Annotated in this window: 20 protein-coding genes; 18 read left to right on the forward strand and 2 right to left on the reverse strand. The window is 48.1% G+C overall.

The features are described from left to right. Positions 1-40 precede the first annotated feature (40 nt). The 4 genes from BN1938_RS03795 to BN1938_RS03810 are packed head-to-tail and all read left to right on the forward strand — an operon-like array spanning position 41 to position 4,689. Positions 41-1,105: a glycosyltransferase family 2 protein gene (locus BN1938_RS03795; protein ID WP_050639325.1), complete on the forward strand. Its 1,065-nt coding sequence runs from the start codon at positions 41-43 to the stop codon at positions 1,103-1,105. A 51-nt stretch (positions 1,106-1,156) separates the two neighbouring features. Beyond that, the gene (locus BN1938_RS03800) at positions 1,157-2,176 is read left to right on the forward strand and encodes a glycosyltransferase family 2 protein (protein WP_050639326.1); all 1,020 of its coding nucleotides are present in this window, start codon (positions 1,157-1,159) and stop codon (positions 2,174-2,176) included. Between the two features lie 43 nt (positions 2,177-2,219). After that, positions 2,220-3,506 carry a DUF4832 domain-containing protein gene (locus BN1938_RS03805; protein WP_242843799.1) on the forward strand — a complete coding sequence of 429 codons (1,287 nt, stop codon included), beginning with the start codon at positions 2,220-2,222 and terminating at the stop codon, positions 3,504-3,506. A gap of 13 nt (positions 3,507-3,519) precedes the next feature. Then, positions 3,520-4,689 (forward strand): CDP-glycerol glycerophosphotransferase family protein, encoded by a 1,170-nt coding sequence (locus tag BN1938_RS03810; RefSeq protein ID WP_050639327.1) that lies wholly within the window; start codon positions 3,520-3,522, stop codon positions 4,687-4,689. Positions 4,690-4,709: 20 nt separating this feature from the next. Here the strand turns inward: BN1938_RS03810 and BN1938_RS03815 are convergent, their stop codons facing one another. Next, complete coding sequence (locus BN1938_RS03815; RefSeq protein WP_050639328.1) at positions 4,710-5,552, reverse strand: DUF368 domain-containing protein; 843 nt, start codon at positions 5,550-5,552, stop codon at positions 4,710-4,712. Positions 5,553-6,284: 732 nt separating this feature from the next. Continuing rightward, entirely contained in the window at positions 6,285-7,562 is a 1,278-nt protein-coding gene (locus tag BN1938_RS03825) for an MFS transporter (RefSeq protein WP_050639330.1), read from the reverse strand. Between the two features lie 284 nt (positions 7,563-7,846). On the opposite strand from BN1938_RS03825, the gene BN1938_RS03830 reads away from it, so the two are divergent. The 14 genes from BN1938_RS03830 to BN1938_RS03895 all read left to right on the forward strand — a co-directional run bounded on the left by BN1938_RS03830 (position 7,847) and on the right by BN1938_RS03895 (position 23,244). Continuing rightward, the gene (locus BN1938_RS03830; RefSeq protein ID WP_050639331.1) at positions 7,847-8,833 is read left to right on the forward strand and encodes a carbohydrate kinase family protein; all 987 of its coding nucleotides are present in this window, start codon (positions 7,847-7,849) and stop codon (positions 8,831-8,833) included. A gap of 23 nt (positions 8,834-8,856) precedes the next feature. Next, positions 8,857-9,648: a BtpA family protein gene (locus BN1938_RS03835; protein ID WP_050639332.1), complete on the forward strand. Its 792-nt coding sequence runs from the start codon at positions 8,857-8,859 to the stop codon at positions 9,646-9,648. Between the two features lie 7 nt (positions 9,649-9,655). Next, positions 9,656-10,387 (forward strand): tryptophan synthase subunit alpha, encoded by a 732-nt coding sequence (locus BN1938_RS03840; RefSeq protein ID WP_255350404.1) that lies wholly within the window; start codon positions 9,656-9,658, stop codon positions 10,385-10,387. 106 nt (positions 10,388-10,493) lie between these two features. Continuing rightward, entirely contained in the window at positions 10,494-11,255 is a 762-nt protein-coding gene (locus BN1938_RS03845; protein ID WP_050639334.1) for a GntR family transcriptional regulator, read from the forward strand. Between the two features lie 83 nt (positions 11,256-11,338). Further along, positions 11,339-11,920: a cysteine hydrolase family protein gene (locus BN1938_RS03850; RefSeq protein ID WP_050639335.1), complete on the forward strand. Its 582-nt coding sequence runs from the start codon at positions 11,339-11,341 to the stop codon at positions 11,918-11,920. A 14-nt stretch (positions 11,921-11,934) separates the two neighbouring features. Beyond that, the gene (locus BN1938_RS03855; RefSeq protein WP_050639336.1) at positions 11,935-12,516 is read left to right on the forward strand and encodes a cysteine hydrolase family protein; all 582 of its coding nucleotides are present in this window, start codon (positions 11,935-11,937) and stop codon (positions 12,514-12,516) included. Positions 12,517-12,529: 13 nt separating this feature from the next. Next, on the forward strand, positions 12,530-13,261 hold the full coding sequence (locus BN1938_RS03860; RefSeq protein ID WP_050639337.1) for a tryptophan synthase subunit alpha: 732 nt from the start codon (positions 12,530-12,532) through the stop codon (positions 13,259-13,261). Positions 13,262-13,322: 61 nt separating this feature from the next. Further along, positions 13,323-14,045, forward strand: coding sequence for a tryptophan synthase subunit alpha (locus tag BN1938_RS03865; protein ID WP_050639338.1), 723 nt, complete (start codon positions 13,323-13,325; stop codon positions 14,043-14,045). A 26-nt stretch (positions 14,046-14,071) separates the two neighbouring features. Continuing rightward, positions 14,072-15,277: an iron-containing alcohol dehydrogenase gene (locus BN1938_RS03870; RefSeq protein ID WP_050639339.1), complete on the forward strand. Its 1,206-nt coding sequence runs from the start codon at positions 14,072-14,074 to the stop codon at positions 15,275-15,277. A 517-nt stretch (positions 15,278-15,794) separates the two neighbouring features. After that, complete coding sequence (locus BN1938_RS03875; protein WP_050639340.1) at positions 15,795-17,153, forward strand: Wadjet anti-phage system protein JetA family protein; 1,359 nt, start codon at positions 15,795-15,797, stop codon at positions 17,151-17,153. 94 nt (positions 17,154-17,247) lie between these two features. Next, the gene (locus BN1938_RS03880) at positions 17,248-17,892 is read left to right on the forward strand and encodes a DUF4194 domain-containing protein (RefSeq protein ID WP_050639341.1); all 645 of its coding nucleotides are present in this window, start codon (positions 17,248-17,250) and stop codon (positions 17,890-17,892) included. Continuing rightward, on the forward strand, positions 17,843-21,193 hold the full coding sequence (locus BN1938_RS03885; RefSeq protein ID WP_050639342.1) for an ATP-binding protein: 3,351 nt from the start codon (positions 17,843-17,845) through the stop codon (positions 21,191-21,193). Before BN1938_RS03880 ends, BN1938_RS03885 begins: the two co-directional genes overlap by 50 nt. A gap of 87 nt (positions 21,194-21,280) precedes the next feature. Continuing rightward, a complete protein-coding gene (locus BN1938_RS03890) occupies positions 21,281-22,468 on the forward strand; it encodes a Wadjet anti-phage system protein JetD domain-containing protein (protein ID WP_050639343.1) in 1,188 nt (395 codons plus the stop codon). A gap of 98 nt (positions 22,469-22,566) precedes the next feature. Beyond that, positions 22,567-23,244, forward strand: coding sequence for a TIGR00266 family protein (locus BN1938_RS03895; protein ID WP_050639509.1), 678 nt, complete (start codon positions 22,567-22,569; stop codon positions 23,242-23,244). The last annotated feature ends 10 nt before the right edge of the window (positions 23,245-23,254 follow it).

A 23,254-nucleotide genomic window follows, 5' to 3' on the forward strand; every position in this document is an offset into this window, starting at 1 on the left:
GGGCGTGGGCCCGGAAAATTATATCGAAAGAGGAGTCGCTATGGAGATCAGTTTTATCATACCCGTATATAACGGGGAGAAGTTTATACGACGCTGTATTCGTGCGATTCGCAGATGGGAACGGGAGGAACAGATCGAGATTCTGATCATTGACGACGGTTCTGTGGACAGCACGGGGAAGATCTGCGACGAGGAGGCCGCAGAGGATGGCAGGATCAAAGTGTATCACATTGAGAACTGCGGGCAGGGGCTGGCCAGAAACTACGGGCTCAGAGCGGCGTCAGGGAAGTATATCTGTTTTGCGGATGCGGATGACTGGTCGGACACTGACAGTATATACAGGCTGTGGAAGCAGGCAGAAGACGTCCGCGCGGACGTTGTCATGGGCAGTTATTACCGGGTAAACGGCGAAACCCGGGAGTGGGTGCACGCCGCCGGAGAAGGCCTGATGAAGCGGGAGGGAACCGCCGCAGAAACGGGACTGTACCATAAGGTGAAGACGGAGAGCATGTTTGGTTATGTGTGGAACAAATTATACCGGAGGCAGTTTCTGCGGGAGCATGATATATGGATGGATGACATCCGGTCTATGAATATGGAAGACTTTCTGTTTAATATGAAGGTATGGAGCCACTATCCAGTGTTTTATTGCATGGACTGTCCGGTCTGCTATTATGTGACGGATCATGCTTCTACGACCCGAAAATCAGATCCTCAGATACACACAAAAAGCGTCAACATGATTTGTTCGCTGGTTGGTTATCTCGAGGGGGAGGGCGTACTGGAAGAGAACTTGGATATGGTTGTTCCGCTGATCATGCGGTCTTTCTGCTGGTCAATGATAAAAAATATTCCCTTTGAAGGAAAGTCTTTGAGACGCCTTGAGGAGCGGGCAGGTACGTTTGCCTATGCTGCGGAGACAGAGAAGGCGCTTGGGACCGCAAAGGCATCAGAACAGCTGAAGACACTTCCCTCGGCGCTGCAGCGGTGGTTCTATCTCTTCTGCATGTGTGCACTGAAACGCAAATTAATTAAGATTATCAGTCTGTTTTTTTATATATGTTATCCGCTGATGAAACGGTATGTATCGGCAGTTTTAAAGTAGAGGGTAAGAGTTCGGGCAGGCCTGAATTCTTACAGTAGAGGAGCTAAAGATATGATAAGTGTCATTGTCCCGGTTTACGGGGTGGAAAAGTATCTGGAGAGATGTGTCGGTTCTATTCTTAGCCAGACATTTCAGGATTTTGAGTTGATTCTGATAGATGACGGTTCCCCGGACAGATGTGGGGAGATGTGCGACAGGTATGCAGGGCAGGATGCCAGGATCCGCGTCGTGCACCAGGAAAACCGGGGGCTGTCCGGGGCCAGAAACACAGGGCTTGGCCTGGCAGCAGGGGAGTATATTACATACATTGACAGTGATGACAGGATCGAGCCGAAATACCTGGAGGTGCTGTATAATAATGCCGTAGAATTCCAGGCGAAGGTATCTGTCTGTGCATACGGCCTGGAATGGGAGCACAAAAGCAGACAGGGTCAAAACAAGCAAAACGAAAGCAGGCAGAACAAAAATCAAGGGGAAGAGGTCTTCCATACCGTGGTTTATACCGGCAGGCAGGCTGCCGAAAAGATTGTGAAAGAAAGCGCACGTGCGATGATTACTGCCTGGGGAAAGCTTTATCACAGAGACCTAAAGTCGCTGCTGGTATATCCGGAGGGGAAGACTCATGAAGACGAGTTTGTGACATACCGTGTTTTTTATGAAGCCGGCCGGGTCGCCGTATCAAACCAGCCGCTGTACCGTTATCTGCAGCGCGGCGGGAGTATCATGAATGACGGCTTTCGGGAAAAGCGCCTGGATAAAATCAGGGCGCTGCGGGAGGCTGTTACATTTTTCAGGGATAACAATGACTGGGAGTTGGAACGGTATGCGAGGAAAAGATATCTTACCAATTTGCAGATCGCCTGGTACCGGACCGCGAAGTTTCTGCCGGACCGAAAAGAGCTGGGTGCTTTGCTGAGAGCAGAATGGAAGCTGACTTACAGTACATATAAGAAAGAGATCCTGGAATGTGCGGGATTTATGGATCGGTTATCGATCCTCGTATTTTCCGTTTCGCCGCAGGTATACAGGGTGATGGCGGAAGTGTATTTGAAATTATTTCCGGAGGTTTGATACGATTAAAAAAGATAGAAAAGTCCGAAAGGCACTACGGTTTATGATTCTCATAGTTTTATTGGCCGCCGCGGTTATCTGGTTGGTATCTGAATATCGGGCCAGACTGGTTTTTACTTACAGGGAAAGTGGCAGCAGAGTGGCGAATCCCTTTCAGGGAGTCTATTTTCAGTGCTCGACCGGTGATCCTGACAGGCTCTATGATGTGGCGGAGGAACACCCGGATTATGATGTTGTTCTGCTTACATTTCTTTTGGATGACGAGCGGGAAATGGCGGTGATACCGAATGACAAGATGCGGGATCTGGAACATACACTCCAGATTGCACAGGAATTGGGGCTTTCGGTGATCTTCCGGGCGGCATATGATTTTATCGGGGAGTATGAGGATCCGGAGTTTGAAATTATGTTAAAACACATCCGGCAGACCGGCCAGGTTCTGAATGCATACAAAAGCTGCATTGCGGGAGTCCAGGCCGGTATGATCGGGGCGTTTGGGGAATGGACCCAGAGCCGGTACATGGATACAAAAATATACCGTATGGAGGTCATCCGAGCATGGGAGAGTGTGCTGGATGCAAGGATCCCCGTGTCTGTAAGAAGACAGAAGTTTATACGGGAAGCCGAATCGTGGGGATGTGACACCGGCAGGCTGGGAGTTTATAATGACGGACTGTTTTCCAGTGAAAGCGATCTGGGTACTTACAGGGAGGATTACACAAGAGAAGAGGATCTGAAATGGTCCGCTGCGAACATCAAGGTGCCGTTTAACGGGGGAGAGATGCCCTTTATCAGTGAATTCACTGATATACACAATGTGGCGGAAGAAGCGCGGCAGCTGAATCTGTCGTACCTGCATGCGGAGTATAATCATGAGGTGTGGCAGTACTGGGCGGAGCAGGAATATGACAACATGCCGGGTGATGAATACATTAAAATGCATCTGGGCTGCAGGCCGTGGGCAGAATCATTTAGTATTGACAGACATTTTACGGCGAAAAAGCAGTTACGGCTGGAGCTGAAGGTCAGAAACAGCGGATTTGCTATGATCAATCCGGACTACCGGTGGTATTTTATACTGCGGTGCGGGGATGTGGAAAAGCGGATAAGGGCCGACGCAGCAATGGAATCCAAGGAAAAGGGGACAGTCAGCGCCGAATTTGCAAATCCCTTTCCGCAAGAAAAGTTGGGGAAGAACGGAATGACCGTGGGAATCCAAATTTCAAAAGAAGAGCCGAGGGATATAGTGGAAGCTTACTGTGTCCGGCTGGCAAACGATAAAACGGCATATGAAAACGGAATAAACATTTTAGCAAATATCAATGAGTGAGGGCAGAGGGTAAATGAAAAAGCAGCGTAAACCGTGCTGGCTGGAAAAGGCATATTGGGTGGCATGTGAAAAGATCCTGTGTTTCCTGGCATTGCTGCCGGCCAGGGATCATAAAATTGTGTTTGATAATTTTGGAGGCAGGGGATATGGCTGCGATCCGAAGTATATAGCAGAGGAGCTGTTAAAGCGGGACGAGGATCTGGATCTCGTATGGCTGACCCGCAGTATGTCGGAAGAATTCCCCAAAGGTATCCGTCCGGTCCGGTACGGTGGAATCAGGGCGGTGTATGAGCAGGCGACGGCGCGGGTGTGGGTGGATAACTTTAAGAGCGGTATCCGCATACGGAAAAAGAAGGATCAGTACTATATTCAGACATGGCATTCTTCCCTGGGACTGAAGAAGAATGAACAGGATGCAGGGCGGCTGGACCGGGCCTATGTAAGAAAGGCCGTGCGGGATGCATCCATGACGGATCTGATGTATTCCAATAACGCTTTCCGGGCGGATAAATACAGAAATAGCTTCTGGTATCATGGAGAAGTGATGCGGTGCGGTCATCCCAGAAACGGGGTTCTGCTCCATACGCCTCCTGCGGTAATCCGGAAGGTACGGAAACATTTTGGGATACCGGAAGAGAAAAGGATACTTCTCTATGCGCCTACTTTCCGGTCGAAAACGGGAGGCGTGGGGTACCGGCTGGATATCGGCGCCTGCCTGGAAGTTCTGCGGGACAGATTTGGAGGGGATTATATCTGCCTTTTCAGAATGCATCCCAATGTGGCATATCAGGGTACAGACTGCTCGGAGGGCGTAATCCCGGCCTCTGATTATCCGGACATGCAGGAGCTTATGTCTGCCGCGGATGTTATGATTACGGACTATTCCGGGAGTATGTTTGAGTTTATGCTGACGGGAAGGCCGGTATTTCTTTTTGCGGGGGATGTTGCCAGGTATCTGGCAGAAGAGCGGGAATTGTACTTTACCTTCGGGGAGCTGCCCTTTTCCCTGGCAGAGGATAAAACACAGCTGCGCCAAAATATTCTGGCGTTCGATTATGAGGCGTATAGAACAGCGTGCAGGCAGTTTATGGAGCTTGTCGGGATGGAGGAAGACGGAGAAGGGGCCAGGGTGCTGGCGGACCGGATATTAGAAGAGATACATAAAGGGCAGACGGATTGCTGATCCGCCTGCGAACCCCTATTTTATTGATATTCGGGTCTGGATTTTTGGAGTTGCTTTATTTCGGTTACAGAAACCAGCCGGATGATTCCGAATCCGGCAGCAAAAGTGAGGATGCAGAAAAGTATTTCCGGCCCGGACGGAATACCGGGGAAGAGTTCCACAATGGAACCTAGTACAAATCCTAGAATTATAAGATATGCCGGCCGGGGGTATTTTGTCATGGCGTGTTCCAGGAGCTTCGTGGTAAAGACAATTCCCAAGAGCAGCCCGATGCCAAGGGGCGCAAGGAATGTCAGCCGGAAACTGCTGATTGCCCGCATAACGGAATCGTATATCCCCATCAGGAGGAACAGATAGGAGACACTAATTCCCGGCAGCACCAGTGCGATTGCTGCGACAAATCCAGCTAATACCAGAAGCAGCAAGCCGCCAGCCCCTTTAGCCATATCAGCCTGTAAGGCGCCGGAGGGAAGCAGGGCGAATATGAGAACCACAGACAGCCCAATGCCCATGTACAACGGATATTTCCAGGAGAAGCGCCGGATGTCCGCCTGCTTAAGCGTTAAGGGTACACTGCCCGTTACTGCACCCATAAAGAAGTACAAAGTAGGCATGGGATAATTTTGGATGAGTCCGAGAATAGGACGGGCAAAGAGAACCATACCAAATCCGCCGCCTGCAGAAAAGGCTGCAAGGAAAAGAAGGTTTTCTTTTTTATGTTTTGTAAAGGAACTTACGGAATGGATTAATTTGGTGTAAATGCCGAGTATCATAGCCATGGAACCGCCGCTTACACCCGGTACCAGCATGGTTCCGCCTACGATCATTCCTTTGATTGCTGTCAGTAGGTTAGTATGTTTCATTTGGTCTCCTTTTTGCGCTTTATTATATGGGCAGAGGGGGCGGGATACAATGGGGGCAGGGGAATTTTAGCGGGTTTTTAGCAGATGGGGGAGGTGCGGGGCGGTATTATGTTATGCGGAGCAAGATGCTTGTCTTGGCGTACTTGAAAAAACAGATTTTTGTGCATGAACAAAAGAGGCTGCCCTTTTCACGGCCGGGTAGTGGCCTGAAAGGACAGCTTCTTTATCTTAGAGGGACCCGTCTGGGTTTACGTAAAAAACAATTTTATAGTAATTCCGGATTTATCAAAGGAATATCAGTCATACTATCATGGATTTCATAAAAATAGAAAAGGATATCACTGCAGTACTGCCACAGAATTAGTATTGCGCTTCTCTTTCATATTATGCATGTAATGTGGTATAAATAGTGAAAATGAATAAATGGTTTATCATTATTCGAAGATCAGTTACTAAACTGTGAAAACAGAACCAGGTTAAAAGAACTAAATAACTTGTTATATTATACTATTTGAGTGCTGGTTTGTCAATAAGATCAGCGATTGTATGTCAACTTTGTGTAAACTTTTTTGCACCTTTTTTTGTGCTGCACAGAACGTATGTATTTGAATATCTACTTGTCCTGAAGTTTGCATTACTTTTGGAATATAAATAAAAAGAGCTGTTCCGAACCTTTTGGTGCGGAGCAGCCTTTTTTCTGCTATCTTATATTGAATTGCTTATTCTTACAATCTAGTCCACTCTTTCAATACCAAGAGTCTCTTGAAACGCTTTAATCGAAAGTTTGTTGGAAATAAACAGGCAGATTGTCAGTATGACTGCAAGGACAGCGTATAGGAACCATGCAATCCGGTAGCTTCCTGTTAAATCGAAAATGATTGCACAAAACGGAATGCCGACGGCGCTTCCAAGGAACAGAATCGTAGTAAACAGACTGACATTTGATGCATAGTCCAGCAGGCCGAATACCCTCTGTACAGTAAAGGAAGGAACGATAACCAATTCAGCAGACACGATTCCGAATAAAATAACCGGTATAAAGGCGCTTACGTTTCCAAGGCAGGTGGCAAGGGTAGCAAATGCCGCTGCACAGATGACCCCGCAAATAATAATGGACTTTGAACTTCCAAAATGGTCGAATACACCTCCAAGAAGAATTTTTGCTACCAATCCAACCAGCATAACAACTGAGAAGAATGTAGCGGCCCTGGCTGCAGAGATTCCTTCTGAAGTCCAATAGGCGACTAACTGCTGCTGGGTACCGGATACGACTAACCCCATCAGGAATACGCCGATTGCGTAAGTCCAGAACCAGATTTTTTTCATCGCATCTTTACGCATAAAACCAGTTGGTTTGATCTCGGCTTCACTTTTGTTCTCGGTACCGAGGGGCCTTTGCCCGATATCTTCAGGCTTGGTACGTATTAACAGAACAGAGATTAGAACAACGATTACGATTGTTACGGCCAGGATGCGGTAAGTTGTCCGCCATCCATATGCTGCGATCAGCCTGGTGACAACAGGGGAAAGTGCAGAAGTAATCAGGCTGGAACCTGTAAAGGCAATTCCTGTCATTGTACCACGCTTATCATAGAACCAGTTTGCCAGCAGATAATTCATTGGGATTGTTCCAAATAATCCTGATGATGCCCCGGCAATAATTCCGCCCAGATAAAAGAACCAGACATTGGCTGCAACGGAGTAAATTAAATGCGCGCAGGCCCCCAGAATACCTCCGATGATAATAAGCTTTCTAGCGGAGTGTTTACGGAATAAAGGCCCGATAAAGGGAGTTGCAAGCATAGAGGCAAACATAGCCAGTGTACTGAATAACATAAATGTAGAATGATTTACTTTTAATGTTTCAATTGCAGGCGTAATAAAAAGTGAGTTCAGGTTCGTAAGAAGGCCGGTACTGGATGCCGAGAGCAGAAAACAGGCGACCACGATAAACCAGCCATAAAACCCTTTTACTTTCCCATTTTGGTTTCCTTGTGTATTTTGTGCCATAAATTTATCCTCCTAATAAGAATCTTTATTTGCGATGACAAACATTACCAGGAATAAAAGCGATGACACGGTTTTATTGATAGTTTTATTATAAACTTATATCCTTGTAATTACAAGTGGCGATATTATCAAAAATAGAGAGCAAAAACTGTATAAAACCATGAAAAAAGAGCCTAGAATAAAAAATATGAAAAACATACTTGCAAATAGAAAACTCATGTGCTAATCTTGTAGTGATGACATTACCAGGTGCGGTGACAATTTTCAATCAAAGGAGGAAAGATATGATGAAGAAATATGAATTTACAGTATTTGGCACAGCAACAACTGTAAAAGTATTTAAGTTTAAAGAATTTCCGCAGCCAGGCGTGACAACTCCGATTTCCAATACTAATTTCGATAAACTGTATTATGGAGGGAAAGCATGGAATATCGCATATAATATGATTAAGTTAGGTGTACCGGTTTATCCGGTTCTGGCATATTCTGATGACCGCATGCAGGATGAAATTCATCGCGTGAATGCGGAATACGGGACACCGGTTGACGCGGTCTTTAAGTCTCCAAAGGGGGAATATGATTATTTAACCTGTTATATGCTGGAGGACGAGAACAAAAACCACATTACGATCGGCGGTTATCACTCCTCAGAAGGGCATGTGGATCTGCGTAAGCTGGTAGCGGAGCATATTCCCCTTCGTCCGGAGTTTTTGAGTGACAGCAGGATGGCAGTCCTTACTTGTCCGAAGGCAGGAGATTTGATGCCGATGTATGAAGCAATCAAGGAATCCGGCCTGCCGATGGTGCTGTCCATGAGCCAGGATGCTTCTGTCTTCAACAAAGAAAATTTAGAACCAATTTTGAGGGATACCGCGATTCTATTCGCAAATGAATCAGAAGTAGAATGGATCAATGAGATGTATGGATATACAGATATTACAGATTTATTTAAGTTCGGTAAAGCAGAGATTATTGTGAAAACATTGGGTATCAGAGGCTGCATTGTATACGAGAAAAAGTGCGGCGAGGCCGTAGAGACAACGGTTCCGATCACGGATAACGCTGCCGGCAATGTAAACGCCATCGGTGCAGGCGATGCCTTTGTCGCAGGATTTCTATATGGGTTGAGTAAAGGCAAAGATCCTGTGACGGCTGCACAGTATGGAAGCACGGAAGCCTCTTTTATTATTGAAGACTATGGCTCTGTGACACGTGCCCCATCAGAAGAAGAGTTACTGGAACGAAACAGACAGCGTCCGGATGCAAAATAGAAATGAAGGGAAAGTGATACCGTATGAAATTTATGAATATGCTTGAGAAAAACAGTGCTTTAATCGGTATGGTGCATTGTCTTCCTTTGCCGGGGACTATGAATTATGCAGGCAGTATGGACGCAATCATTGAAAAAGCGGTTTCAGATGCAAAGACTTTGGAAAGAGCGGGATTTGATGCAATACTGACAGAGCCTACGTTAGATCTTCCCTCGGGAATGGCGCGGGGGCAGCTGCAATTGGCGGCAATGAGTATTATCTGCAAAGCAGTAAGCCAGGCAGTAAGCCTTCCTACGGGAGTATCTTATTTAACGCCGGACTGTATGGATATGTTTTCGGTTGCGAAGGCATCCGGAGCCGGTTTTGTCAGGCTGACAACATTTGTAGACACGATGATTTTTCCACCGGGAGTTTCTTATCCAAGCGCCAATCGGGTCTGGGAGGTGCGCAGACAGGAAGGAATGCGGGATATTGCAGTCTTGGCTGATATACAGGTAAAACACGGAACAATGATGTATCCGGAGACGCGGCTTGAGGAGTCGGCATATTTTGCAGAAAAGCAGGGCGCGGACGCCATTATTGTTACGGGAAGGGCAACCGGCGAGGAAACACCCATCGAAACCATACAGCGTGTGAAACGGACCGTAAAAATCCCGGTTATCGTTGGAAGCGGAGTATCCGTGGATAATATTCAGGAACAGATGCCGTATGCAGACGGATTTATTATCGGTTCCTCCATTAAGGGCAATGGGAAATTAGAAGCCTGTGTAGACGAGAAGCTGGCAGCTGCTCTGGTATCTGCAAAAAATAAATAAAAAGGAGGTGCAGGGAATGAAGATGGTGGGTTATCTTTCGCTTGGCTATCCGACACTGGAAAGAAGCCTGGAAATGGCGGATGTCTATATAGAAGGCGGGTGCAACGCGGTGGAAATCAGCATTCCAAGCCCCAACCCATGTTACGAAAAAGAGACAATTAAAACGTGGATGCAGGAGGCGTACGCTGCGGAAGCTGATTATGAAGTATATTTTAATGCGATAGAAGGAATCAAGAAGAGACATCCGGATCGGGAAGTATATACCATGGTATATCAGGAAGTTTTTGATATGGTAACCCCGCAACGCTACGCGGATTTTTGTGTGCAGGCGGGCGTGGACTGCGTGATTTCAGCAAATCTGACGAAGGAGTCCATAGATGCGTTAGATGAAAAGGCTGTTTCCAGATGTTCATTTGGCAGCTTTATACTGGATCCTAAACGGCTGAACAATTGTCTGAAGCCGGGGGGACTCATCTATATGCAGACAAAGCCGTTCCCCGGGCAGACGGCCCTGCCCGGATATGAGACATTAGGGGATGTGATCCAATATATGCGTGACCTTGGAATTACACGCCCAATCTACTGTGGAGGGGGAATCCAAAGCCCTGCAGATGTGAAGGGTGTAAAGGAAGCCGGGGCGGACGGGTTCTTTGTAGGAACCGCAATGATCAGCCTGGCCAAAGACCTGGATAAACTCCGCAGGGAAATCTATGAATATAAAGCAGCAGCTGCAGACTGATAACATCTCACATAAGAAAAAAGCGATAACAATGAAGCTTTTAAATGTTTGGCAATTTTTTCTGGATATGGTATAATAACAGCAAAATGTAAAGGATTGAAGATGAATGGAGCAAGAAAATTATAAAAATGTCATGGATAACACATCTGAAATTCCTGTGCCAAAATATTATCGTCTCAAGATGGATATTATTACGAAAATTAATTCAGGACTTTGGGCTGAGCATGAGAAGCTTCCATCTGAAAATATATTGTGTGAACAATATGGAATCAGCCGGACTACTGTTAGGAAAACATTTGATGCACTTGCAGCCAGCAAGTATATCTACAAAATTCAGGGGAAAGGCACTTATGTCGAAGAGGCATCAAAACGCCAAAATGAGATACGCAAGGATGATTACGGATGCAGCGAGATGATCCGGCGGCAGGGTATGGAGCCATCCCACAAAGTACTCAGGCAGGAGCTGCTTCCAAGCGACGCCGTTTCGGCGGAATGCCTGCATCTTGATTCAGGAGATGAGGTTCTGAATTATGAACGGATATATTATGGCGACGGGATTCCGGTAATTTATGCTAAGACAGCCATTAATATAAAGTATCTCCGGGGACTTTCAGAAATCGACTTAAGCAAAACCACTTTGTCGGAAGTGCTAAAGAATAATTTTGGGCTTTCGATAACACCCGAAAGGTGCGTACTGCGTGCAATCTCTGCGGATGAGGAGATGAGTTCTGCCCTGGAAGTTCCAAAGGACTTTCCATTGCTATACCGTGCAATCGTATGTACTGCGACAAATGGTGTGGTGACATTTCCGGTAGAAGCGAGCCAGCTCTATTTCAGGACTGACTGCATGCCAATACAAATCCAATAAAAAGGAGATGATATTTAAATAATGCACATAAGTGCGTTATACAATTACTTGTAGTATCAACATAACAACGGGAGGTGATTACTATGGAAACAAAAACGGCATTGCTGGTAGTTGATATGCAGAACGATTTTACGAAGCCAGGGGCAAAAGCGTATTATCATACCACAGAGATTATGCTGAAAGATTTTGCTGAGAAAATAAACCGCATGAGAGACGAGGGAGTCCTCATAGTCATTATCTATTCTCTTGTACCGGATAAACATAAACCCAATCCGGAGCTTACACGGATTACACACGATACGAGAACGCTGGTAGAAGGGACTTATGGAGCTGAAATTGATGAGAGGATTCCTTATGACCCGGAAAGAGACTGGAAGATGCAGAAATTTGCAGCCAGTTCATTTCTGCATACCGACCTGGCGGAACGACTAAAGAAAAAAGGCGTTGAAAATGTATTGGTCAGCGGAGTAAAGACAAATGTGTGCTGCCGTGCAACGACCACTGATTCGGCCAGTTACGGTTTCCGCACTTTTATGGTCAGCGATATGCTGGGAACAAATACCGAGGAACTGAATCAGTTTCATCTAAACGAAATGGGCCATCAGTACTGCAGCGTTGTAAATTCTGAAGAGGTTATGGAGCTGCTGAAGGCAGGAAAACTGTAAGGGAGGGAGATAACATGCAGAGAACGAACCGGACCGCAATGGTAGTGCTGGATATGCAGAATCAGTTTACGAATAAAAAAGGCTGCTTGTTTTATGAAACAACAGAAAAGGTAATTCCTGCTATATTGGATGGTATTCAGAAACTGAGAGAACGCGGTGTCCTTATCGTATATGCAAATTTAGAGTCTGAGGGAGAAGAGTGCTCCCTGGATACGGAAGTTCTGAAAAGAAGGGATCCTGTCCCGCCTAAGGGAAGCTGGGATGCCGAAATGGATGAGCGGCTGGAGGTCCTTCCGGAGGATCTGGTCATATCACATTTTGCGTCCTCTGCATTCTTTGGCACGGAGCTCGAAAAGAAGCTGAAGGAGAAAGAGATCCGTAATGTAATTGTGTGCGGTGTAAAGACGAATTATGATGTGCGCGCAACAGCCACGGATGCAATGTGGCGGCAGTTCCAGGCCTATGCGGCCTCGGACATGGTGGCATCTGATACGGAAGAACGGTCGAAGATTCATTTGGAAGAATTGACAAAATATACGGCAAAGGCAATCCCTCTGGAAGAGATTATCAGGCGTATCGAAGAAGGCAGATTGTAAAGGAGGTAGAAGGGTGAAATTTAGTCCGGCTTTTTATATTATTAACGGGTGGCCATCCGTAGAAAAAACGATTGAAATGGTCGATAAATATGTCGATCATGGTGTAAATGCAATTCAGATATGCATGCCGTCCTCTAATCCATACGGGGAATCCAAATTTATTCAGGAACGCATGAAGCATGCAATTGATCAATATGGATTGAATTATGACATATTCATGGATTGTATCAGGGAGATCCGAAAGAGGCATCCCAAAATAGAATTCCATCAGGTACTGTACAATGATGTGGCGGACCGCATCGGACTGGAAAAGTTCGCGGATTACTGTCTGGAAGTCCAGACATATACGGTTATGGTTGACAATAATGAAACCGCAGATTATCTGAACAGCCGGGGCGTGCGCACCACAGATTTTCTGCACTATGATATGCCGGAGTTCATGGTCGAACGTGCGGTTCGCACGAAGAATCTTGTGATGCTGCGCAGCAATAGCAGATATGAAGACATGGAACCAAGAGAGGGCCTGGCTACATGGAAGCAGCGGATTGAGTGGCTCCGGAAACGCGGGGTAGAAGGTCCGATTTATCCGGTATCTGGAATTTCAACGAAGGAACAGCTTCAGGAAGTAAAAGATGCAGGCGCCGATGGAGCCTATATCGGTACGGCATTGATGGAACTATGGGAAGATGAAGATAAACTATGGGAGAAACTGGATTCTTTCCGATATTTAACCGAGGCTGAATGACGGGCGGCAAAAAAGCCTGTTGATCAGTGATTCATAATCGTAGGTGAAAGGAGTGGTGAATATGAGATTCAGGCCTGTATTTTATATTATAAACGGCTGGCCGACCATCGAAAAAACGAAAGAAATGGTAGACAATTATGTTGCGCATGGCGTCTGTGCCCTGCAATTTGATATGCCATCGGCTGACCCGTCCCGCGAGTCGGAGTTTATCCAGGAAAGGATGCGCTCTGCCAGAAATCTGTATGGCAGCGGATATGAAGTGTATATGGATGCGCTCCGCGAAATACGTAAAAAACATCCAAACCTGGAAATCCACCTGGTGCTCTATCCGGATGTGATAGAGACAATCGGTCTGGAGCGGTTTGGTGATTTTTGCAAGGAAATTGAGGTATATTCTGTTCTTGCCATGGATCCGGAGATCATGCGTTATCTGAATGAACGCGGTATCGCTACGGCAACTTTTATTGGCTATGATACCAGTGAAAAAGCAATCGAGCTTGCAAAAGCGAATGATAACCAGATTGTGTTCCTGAGCAATAAAAATGGCAGAACAGAACCAAGGCCGGGGCTTACCACGTGGAAAGAACGCGTGGCCTATATTAGAAAGGCAGGGGTAAAAGCACCTGTTTTCGGGGTAACAGGAATATCAACGGCAGAAGAATTAAACGAAGTAAAACAAGCGGGGGCAGACGGAGCTTACATAGGCACGATCATGATGAAGCTCTGGGATCGGGAGCCTGAACTCTGGAAGACATTGGATGCCTTCCAGCAAATAGCAGAATAAATAAAGTCAAACAGGAGGAAATAGTAATGGAAATTAGAAGAGAAATGGAAGATTTTATGTTTTGTGCACCAACGCAGCTGTTTTTTGGCAGAACAGCGCTCGATAACCTGGCGGAAAGTATTAACATCTGGAGCCCAAACAAACGGGTACTGGTTGTATACGGCGGCGGAAGTATTAAGAAAATGGGGCTGTATGATAAGGTAATGGACATTCTGAATGAGGATGGCGCGTATATTAAGGAGCTCCCGGGAGTCGAACCGAATCCAAAGATGGGCCTGGTGCGCGAGGGCGTCCATATTTGCCGTGAGAACAGGATTGAAGCCGTCCTGGCAGTCGGAGGCGGAAGCTGTGTTGATACAGCGAAGGCAATTGCAACTGCTTTCTATTATGACGGCGATGTGTCCGAACTGGTTGGGCAGTGGTGGAAGAAGGAAGTACTTCCGGTGCTTGTTATTTCCACAGCTTCCGGTGCAGGAACCGAGATGACAACAAGTACGGTGTTGAACAATGAAGATACAAAGGTCAAGAAGGGCTTCCATGGCCCGGATCTTCGGCCCAAGGTAACATTTTTGGATCCGGAATATACATTTACCGTAGGAAAATGGCAGACAGCTGCCGGAATTGTGGACGGGATCAGCCATACGCTGGAGTCATACTTTACCCAGGTGGACGGCGCTTATTTCCATGCACGAGTAGGGGAGGCGCTTTTGAAGACTTTCTTTGAATACGGCCCAATAGCCTACAATGAGCCTGAGAACTATAATGCCCGTGCCAATGTTATGCTGGGCTGTACATGGGCGTGCAACGGCATTACCACAAAAGGGAATTATGCGGCATGGATCTGCCATGGACTAGAACACGAAGTCAGTGCCTATAACGATAAGATTACGCATGGCGCAGGCCTGGCAGTTATCACACCCCGCTGGATGCGCTGGGCTCTGGATGAGAATACCGCATTCCGTTTTGTTGACATTGGCGTAAACGTATTTGGGATGGACAAAAACATTCCGCCGTTGGAAATGGGTGAAATGGTCATCCGGAAGTTTGAAGAATTATTCTTTGACGTACTCCAAATGCCAAGAAACTTCAAGGAACTGGGATTGGCGGACGAAGCACTGGAGGTTATGGTAAAGGATATGCAGGGAGTTGTCACACCAAATATTCAGAAATTACTCTTCAAACCGATGACGCTGGAGGACATCAGAGAAGTTCTGGAAGAATGTTATAAATAGGCCTCCCTGGTGAGCGAGTCTTACCTGCCGATCAGATGAACCAGCCTGTGGGAAGGAGGGGACGTGGCACGGCGCAGGAGGCATATGTGGGTTTACAGGGCATAGAATGCGTGTTACTGCCACTTAAGGGGAAACAACCGGATTTTATGGATGAAATTTGTTTTACCAAACAAATTTCAAGAAGGGCTGAGCCGCGTTTTCATCAGAAAACGGGGTGAATCCCTTCGGATCCATAAAATCCGGCTGTTTCCTCTTTAGTGGCAGTTAACAAATGGAAAGCCTTGTAAACCCACATATGCCTCCTGCGCCGTGCCACGTCCCCTCCTTCCCACAGGCGTCCGATTCGATAACAAGACAAAAGCCCGCAATCGAACTTTCAGTTTACAGTATTTTGGCCGTATGATAAAATGTAATAAGGGTGTGGTGCGGGCTGTCCTGCACCATATGAGTTTATACGATTGATGCTGTATTTGGAAACCAACAATACCTTACTGAACCAAAGGGGAACAATTACAATATGCAGATGCGTTTTGAAGTCCCGGACACCTTTTGGAGTTTATTCCGCTCGGTGAACCGGGATGCTTATATTGAGGCGTTATTATATATTAATGAAGAATACCAGTACAATAATTACTTTTTGACGCGGGAAGCCTGCATCCAGGTTCTGGGTGATATGAACGCGAGGAAGCGGTTTGAGCTGCAGCGCGAGGAGGATGAGACGGAGTTTGATATGTTGGAGACGCCTTCTTCCCGTATCTTGAACTGGCTGCTTAGGACCGGCTGGCTGAAGAAGATTGAGGATTATAATACGCTGGCTGTGAATATTGTGATACCGGATTATTCTGCTGTTTTTATCGATGCTTTTGAGCGGCTGACATCGGAAGACATGGAGGAGACGGAAGTTTATATCCAGAATGTGTATGCCACGCTGTTTTCATTTCAACATGATCCGCGCGTGAATCTGAATATGCTCCGGACGGCGCTGATCAATACGAGAAAGCTCAATAAGGCGCTGCAGGACATGCTTCATAATATGGACCGTTTTTTTGCGAGGCTTTTGGACCAGAAGACTTACGGGGAACTGTTGAAGGAGCATCTGGAGGGGTATGTCGAAGAGATTGTGCAGAAGAAGTACCATATTCTAAAGACTTCGGACAACTTCTACATTTATAAGATGGATATTAAAAAGGTTCTGCGGGATATGCGGGAGGACGAGGAGTGGATTGAGAAGATCCGGGAGCGTTCCAGGGCGCAGGGAGATACGAAGGAAGATGTGTTGGACCTGCTTGATATGATTGAGCGGGGATTCGATGATATTGAGCACAGGATTGCCAATATGGATAAGGAGCACACGAAGTATGTACGGGCCACGGTGACGAGGCTGAATTATCTGCTCAGTGGGGAGACGGACACGAAGGGACTGGTGATCCGGCTGCTGAACCGCATGGCGCAGGGAGACGATTATGAGGAGGTTCTGCGGAGTACGGGAAGCCGGATGAACCTGTCCCTGCTGGAAATGATTTCCGAAAAGTCGCTGTACAAGCGCCGGAAGGGGCGGCAGGACTTTATCAGCCAGATGGCGCCGGAGGAGGCTGCCGAGGATCTGGAGAGAAGTGATGTGCTGAGGCTTAACCGGATACAGGCCAGATACAATCGAAGGCAGATTGAGGAGTTTATCGAGGCGCATATGAAGGACGAGGTGCTGGATGTGTCAAAGCTGGAGATTACGGAGGAAGGGGATTTTGAAAAGCTGATACTGGCTTATGATATGAGTACCAGGAAGAACAGCCGGTATATGGTGCTGGAGGAAGATGCAGCGATGGTGGAGAATCATGGGTACCGCTATCCGGGGCTGAGGTTTGTACGACGGCGGTGAGACGGGCAGCTTAACAGAATCTCAAAGGAGCCTCAAAGGGGTCAGACCCCTTTGCAGGATGAATGGCATCAAAAAAGTGAGGAGCAGTGTTTCTATGATAGAGTATTATGAACAGCTGATGCAGGAGGAGCAGGAGGCGCTGACGGATGTGATTCAGCTTCTGTACAGGCAGACGTTTCTTCTGGAGCGGAAGTATGACAGGCGGGCGGGAAGGCTGGCCTATGTGAAGGAGTACCGGACATGCAGTAAGCATTTGGAATTTTTGAGAGCGTATTTTCAGGTGGCGGGGATTACGCTTCAGGAGAATGCCCATATGGGGCTGATCTATATCCAGGGGGAGGCGCTCTGGGGTGAGAAGATGCCCAGGCTTGCCACGATATATCTGCTGGTGCTGAAGCTTCTTTATGATGAACAGATGGCGGAGGTTTCTTCCAGCAGCCATATCGTGACGACTATGGGGGCGCTCAACGGAAAGGCCGGGGACTTCCGTGTTCTTAAGGGGATTCCGTCGCCTACGGAGATGCGAAGGACGATCTCCCTTCTGAAGAAATATCAGATCATTGAGCCGCTGGATATGCTGGAGGAACTGAACGAACACACCAGGCTGATCATCTATCCGTGTATTAATGCGGTGCTGATGGGAGAGGATATCCGGGAACTGCTGAAAACATTTCACGAGGAGGACAACATTGGAGACGAAACAGCCATTCAAGGCACTATCAAAGATCTGCCTGAATAACTGGCATTATATAGACAGGAAGATATTGACGCTGAATGAGGGGATTAATTTTTTCACCGGCCATTCCGGCAGCGGGAAGTCTACGGTGATCGACGCCCTGCAGATTGTGCTGTATGCCAATACGGACGGGCGGGGATTTTTTAATAAGGCTGCAGCGGATGATTCGGACCGGACGTTGATCGAGTACCTCCGTGGTATGGTGAATATCAGTGAAAATAATGAATCTCAGTATCTGCGGAACCATAATTTTTCCAGTACCATTGTGTTAGAACTGGAGCAGACCAATACCCATGAAAAGCAATGTGTGGGTGTTGTTTTTGATGTAGAGACTGCCACCAATGAGATCGGCAGGCTGTTTTTCTGGCATACGGGCGGGCTTCTGGAGAATGGTTACCGGGCGGATAAGCGCTGCCTGACAACCGGGGAAATACGGGAGTATCTGCAGCGGGTATTTCCGCCGGAGCAGCATTACTGCGGCCCCAGCAACGAGCGTTTCCGCAGACAGCTCTATGATATCTACTTAGGCGGGCTGGATATGGAGAAGTTCCCCAGGCTTTTTAAACGGGCGATACCGTTTCGCATGAACATTAAGCTGGAAGATTTTGTGAAGGAATATATCTGCATGGAGCAGGATATCCACATCGAGGATCTGCAGGAGAGTGTTATGCAGTACGGGCGGATGCGCAATAAGATTGAAGAGACGCTGGAGGAGATCCGGCGGCTGAAGGAGATCCGGGAAAGTTATGGACAGTACAGGGAGCGCCGCAGGGAAGCCGAGTCCTGTACGTATCAGATCGATAAGCTGGAGATGCTTTTACTGCGGGCGAAGATTCAGGAGTTGTCGGACAAAATCGGGGGCCGCGAGGAGGAGATCAGCCGGCAGGAGACGATGCAGCGGCGGCGGGAGGAAGATGCTGCCCGGATTCAGAAGGAATATGAGGACGTGCTGCTACGGATCAGCAACAGCGGCTATTCCGGGCTGGAAACGGAGCTGCTGAGCGTGAATGAGGCGCTGGAGCGCCTGAGCAGCAGTAAGGTAAAGTGGGAGCAGACCGCGGGGCGGCTGAAGGACTGGACCGGCTGTGACGCGGCGCCCAACCAGGTTTTATGGGATATCGAGAAATTTGGAAAGGGGAGTATTACCGAAGGGGAGCTGGAACGGCTGAAGGAGAGCCTGGCCGCGCTTCGGGAGGAGCTGGAGGAGGAGCGGCGTGAGACCGATTCCCGGCTTAGGAAGATTAAAAAGGAAGAGCATGAGGCCCGGGAGGAACTAAAAGAACTCAGGCAGGGGCGCAAGGCATACCCGAAGGAGCTTGAGGAGGCCAGATATGAGCTGCGCAACCGGCTGCACGAGCGCTGCGGGAAGTTTGTGAATGTACAGATTCTGGCGGATCTGCTGGATATCCGGGATGAGCGGTGGCACAATGCCGTGGAAGGATATCTGGGGAATAATAAGCTGCTTCTGGTGGTGGAGCCGCAGTATGCAAAGGCTGCTATGGACATTTACCAGCAGATGGATAAGAAAAAGTTCTTCCGCGCCGCGGTGCTGGATACGGAGAAGGTTCTGGAGGAGGAACATTCGGTACGGCCCGGAGCGCTGGCAGGGGAAGTGACTGCGCGGGAGGCGCATGTGAAGGCATATATTGATTTTTTCCTCGGGAATGTGATGAAATGTGAGAGTGTGAAGGAGCTGCGCAGGTGCCGCGTGGGCGTGACGCCGGACTGTGTCTTGTACCACAGCTACCGTCTGCAGCACATGAATCCGGAGAACTACACCAGAAGGGCTTACATTGGTGAAACGAGTATGCGGCAGCGCATCCGCCAGCTGGAAGAGAAGTGCCGGACGCTGCAGGAGGAGCGGATGCCCCTGCAGGAGATGCTGGAGCAATTCCGTAAGATTGGGCAGTTCGAGGGCCTGCTGCAGCCGGTTTCCGAATACATGGAATGGCTGGACGATGTGGGGAAGATTCCGGGGAAGGAGCGGCAAAAGAAGCAGCTGACGGAGAAGATGCGTACGCTCCGGGAAGAATCTGTGTCTGCGTGGGAGGCCGAGAAGCTTGAGCTGATGCGGCGGCAGGAAGAAAAGAAGATGCAGATCCGGACGGCCCAGGAGGAGATCTGGAAGAATAAGGAGTTTATCAGTAAATGTAAGTCCGACAGCCTGGAGATGCATGCCCAGCTTGCGGATCGGGAGCGGTACTTCAAAGAGGATGCGGAGTTAGAGGCGCTGTTTGCTCAGTTTATGGAGGGCAGGCGTTCCGTGAACTACGACTATCTCAGAAGGCAGCGGCTGGGGGACCGGACGCCGCTGGAGGAGAAGAAGGAACGGGCTTACCAGGAGCTGGTGGATATCCGGAGCAGCTACACGCAGAGATACCCGAACCGGACATTCTCAGCCAGTATTAAGGACAACGGCCCTTATGACAGGCTGCTGGAGAGCCTGGAATGCGACGATCTGGAAGGCTACAAAGAAGCGGCCAGGGAGCAGGCGCGGTCGGCGGTAGAACATTTCAAGGACGACTTCATTTTCAAGATCCGCAGTGCAATCCGGGAAGCCTACCAGCGCAAGGATGAGCTGAACCGCATAATCAGCAGGCTGGATTTCGGAAAGGATAAATACCAGTTTGTGATTACAAAGAACAAGGGACCGGACGGAAAATACTACAGGATGTTCATGGATGATTCACTGAAGATCAATCCGTCCCAGCTTACCCATGCCATGGAGAACCAGCTGAATATGTTCACCATGGAGCACGAGGATCAGTACGGGGATATGATGAACGAGCTGATCAACATCTTCATTCCGCCCGAGAATGCCACAAGGGAGGAACTGGAAGAGGCCAAGAAGAACATGGACAAGTATGCCGATTACCGTACCTATCTGTCCTTTGACATGCAGCAGATCGTGCAGGGCGAAAAAGACATGACCATCGGCCTCAGTAAGATGATCAAGAAAAACTCAGGAGGCGAGGGGCAGAACCCCTTGTATGTGGCACTGCTCGCCAGTTTCGCCCAGGTATACCGGATTAACCTGTCGCCCAAGATACATCGGAATCCTACGATTCGGCTGGTGGTGCTGGATGAGGCATTTTCAAAGATGGATGCGGAGAAAGTGGCAAGCTGCATTTCGCTTATTCGTGGATTAGGCTTCCAGGCTATCATCAGTGCTACGAATGATAAGATACAGAACTACCTGGAGAATGTGGATAAGACATTTGTATATGCGAATCCGAATAAAAAGCATATATCTATACAGGAATTCGAGCGGACAGAATTTGGGGAACTGGTGGAGGAAGAATAGGGGTCAGACCCCTTTGCGGACCGTTTTCAGAATGTTCAGTTAATAGGATAACGAAGATGTGTTTTTCCCTTAGGGAGGCGTGATATTGTGTATCTTGTAGAAAGAATTATTGAGAAATGTGAGAACAGTCGTAATGACTGGCGGCTGGGGGCCACGGGCGGGAAGTCTTTGCGGATTGACCAGCAGGAGTATGATGCATGCGGGAAGACGGCTCTGGTGTCGGAGGCGGAGGAGCTGGAGCGGGCGGGGATGGTCCGGATCAAGTGGCTGACCCGGGGGAGTGATATCGAGCGGATTCACTACCGGCTGGAGGATCTGGACAGGTTTTATGCGGTTCTGATGGAAGCACAGCCCGGGCGGCAGCCGAAATGGAAGCAGATCCGGACGTACTGCGAACTGTTAGAGCGGGAACTGGAAGGGCTTAAGACGGAGTGGATCTGCCGGTACTACCGGGATCTTCTGGAGCAGCTGGGGCGGGGAAATATTCCGAAGATGCTGGACAAACGGGAAGTATACCTGCCCTGTTTCCGGGGAATCGATGAACTGAAGGAGCCTGTGTTCAAACGGATTTTCAGCAGTAAATATCTTATGAATTCGAAGACTTTTGAAAATAATGCGGAACCCCATATCATAGCAAAGGCCCGGGAGTATTGCGGGGATGTGGTGGAAGAGATGGACGATAAGGAAGTACTCTCCCAGCTCTATATAGAGGAGTATTCCCAGGAAATGTCTCTAAAGGGGGCTCTGTGTATTGGGATTGTGCAGGGCTCAAAATGTTCTGATATTAACCTGGGAGATTATATCTACGGGACGGTTTTGAACAGCGAGACATTGAAAAATGCCGTGATCCTGAGTGAGCAGCCGGAGATAAAACGCGTAGTGACCATTGAAAACAAGGCGAATTTCGTATCGGCTCCATATCAGGAAGGAACCTTATACATCTTCAGCCACGGTTATTTTTCGCCGCGGGAAAAAAGATTTTTGCAGCGGCTTTGGGCCGTGCTGGAGGGAAAAGGCGTACAGTTTTATCACAGCGGGGATTTGGATTACGGCGGAGTTAAGATTTTTGAATATATTAAGAAAAATATTTTCCCGGATGTGCGGCCGCTTATGATGGACGTGGAGACATATGAACGTTATCTGGCATGGGGAGAACCGATTGCCGCAAAGACGCTGCAGAAGCTGAAAAACACTAAAATACCGGAACTGCAGGGCCTGATAGATGCTATCATGGAGAAGAGGGTGGCTGTCGAGCAGGAATGCTTTCTGATGTGAGGCCTGCGCGGAAAAACGCAGGCGAAAATGAGGAATGCTCAGACCGTGCGCTGTGCACAAGAGCTTCCGAGAGTACTCAAAATAAAAAGGAGGTAAGTATGAAATATGAAATAAAAGGCGGGGCATTTCCCGTGGTTGTATGTGAACTTGAAAATGGGGAGCAGATGATTACTGAAAAAGGCTCCATGGTATGGATGAGTCCAAATATGCAAATGGATACTGCAGGCGGAGGCCTGGGGAAAATGTTCTCAAAAGCATTTTCCGGCGAAAGTATGTTCCAAAATATATATACTGCACAGGGGGCAGGGATGATTGCGTTTGGTTCCAGTTTTCCGGGGCGGATACTTCCGTTTGAGATCAGGCCGGGCAGAGAGATGATTGTACAGAAAAGTGCATTTCTTGCGTCGGAGGCAGGAATTCAGCTGTCCATACATTTTAACAAAAAAATGGGGGCAGGATTTTTCGGCGGGGAAGGTTTTATCATGCAGCGGCTTTCAGGTTCAGGCATGGCGTTTGTAGAGATTGACGGGGAACTGGTCGAATATCAGCTGGGGCCCGGACAGCAGATCGTTGTGGATACCGGCAATGTAGCCGGATTTGAAGCCGGCGTGCAGATTGATATACAGCAGGTTCCGGGGATCAAGAATAAGCTGCTGGGCGGTGAAGGGCTGTTTAACACCGTACTGACCGGCCCGGGCAAGATCTGGCTGCAGACGATGCCGATATCCAGCGTGGCGGCATCCATCCGGCCTTTCATACCAAGCGGGAATGCATAAAGGGCGCAAA

The sequence above is a fragment of the Eubacterium sp. SB2 genome, assembly GCF_001244405.1.
Lineage (GTDB): Bacteria > Bacillota > Clostridia > Lachnospirales > Lachnospiraceae > Faecalicatena > Faecalicatena contortus_B.

What these genes read in the sequence shown, in the direction of transcription:
- BN1938_RS03870 (WP_050639339.1), top strand. Translation starts at nt 14,072, where the DNA reads ATGGAAATTAGAAGAGAAATGGAAGATTTTATGTTTTGTGCACCAACG.
- BN1938_RS03830 (WP_050639331.1), top strand. Translation starts at nt 7,847, where the DNA reads ATGATGAAGAAATATGAATTTACAGTATTTGGCACAGCAACAACTGTA.
- BN1938_RS03810 (WP_050639327.1), top strand. Translation starts at nt 3,520, where the DNA reads ATGAAAAAGCAGCGTAAACCGTGCTGGCTGGAAAAGGCATATTGGGTG.
- BN1938_RS03850 (WP_050639335.1), top strand. Translation starts at nt 11,339, where the DNA reads ATGGAAACAAAAACGGCATTGCTGGTAGTTGATATGCAGAACGATTTT.
- BN1938_RS03835 (WP_050639332.1), top strand. Translation starts at nt 8,857, where the DNA reads ATGAAATTTATGAATATGCTTGAGAAAAACAGTGCTTTAATCGGTATG.
- BN1938_RS03855 (WP_050639336.1), top strand. Translation starts at nt 11,935, where the DNA reads ATGCAGAGAACGAACCGGACCGCAATGGTAGTGCTGGATATGCAGAAT.
- BN1938_RS03845 (WP_050639334.1), top strand. Translation starts at nt 10,494, where the DNA reads ATGGAGCAAGAAAATTATAAAAATGTCATGGATAACACATCTGAAATT.
- BN1938_RS03825 (WP_050639330.1), bottom strand. Translation starts at nt 7,562, where the DNA reads ATGGCACAAAATACACAAGGAAACCAAAATGGGAAAGTAAAAGGGTTT.
- BN1938_RS03795 (WP_050639325.1), top strand. Translation starts at nt 41, where the DNA reads ATGGAGATCAGTTTTATCATACCCGTATATAACGGGGAGAAGTTTATA.
- BN1938_RS03815 (WP_050639328.1), bottom strand. Translation starts at nt 5,552, where the DNA reads ATGAAACATACTAACCTACTGACAGCAATCAAAGGAATGATCGTAGGC.
- BN1938_RS03880 (WP_050639341.1), top strand. Translation starts at nt 17,248, where the DNA reads ATGATAGAGTATTATGAACAGCTGATGCAGGAGGAGCAGGAGGCGCTG.
- BN1938_RS03875 (WP_050639340.1), top strand. Translation starts at nt 15,795, where the DNA reads ATGCAGATGCGTTTTGAAGTCCCGGACACCTTTTGGAGTTTATTCCGC.
- BN1938_RS03865 (WP_050639338.1), top strand. Translation starts at nt 13,323, where the DNA reads ATGAGATTCAGGCCTGTATTTTATATTATAAACGGCTGGCCGACCATC.
- BN1938_RS03805 (WP_242843799.1), top strand. Translation starts at nt 2,220, where the DNA reads ATGATTCTCATAGTTTTATTGGCCGCCGCGGTTATCTGGTTGGTATCT.
- BN1938_RS03800 (WP_050639326.1), top strand. Translation starts at nt 1,157, where the DNA reads ATGATAAGTGTCATTGTCCCGGTTTACGGGGTGGAAAAGTATCTGGAG.
- BN1938_RS03895 (WP_050639509.1), top strand. Translation starts at nt 22,567, where the DNA reads ATGAAATATGAAATAAAAGGCGGGGCATTTCCCGTGGTTGTATGTGAA.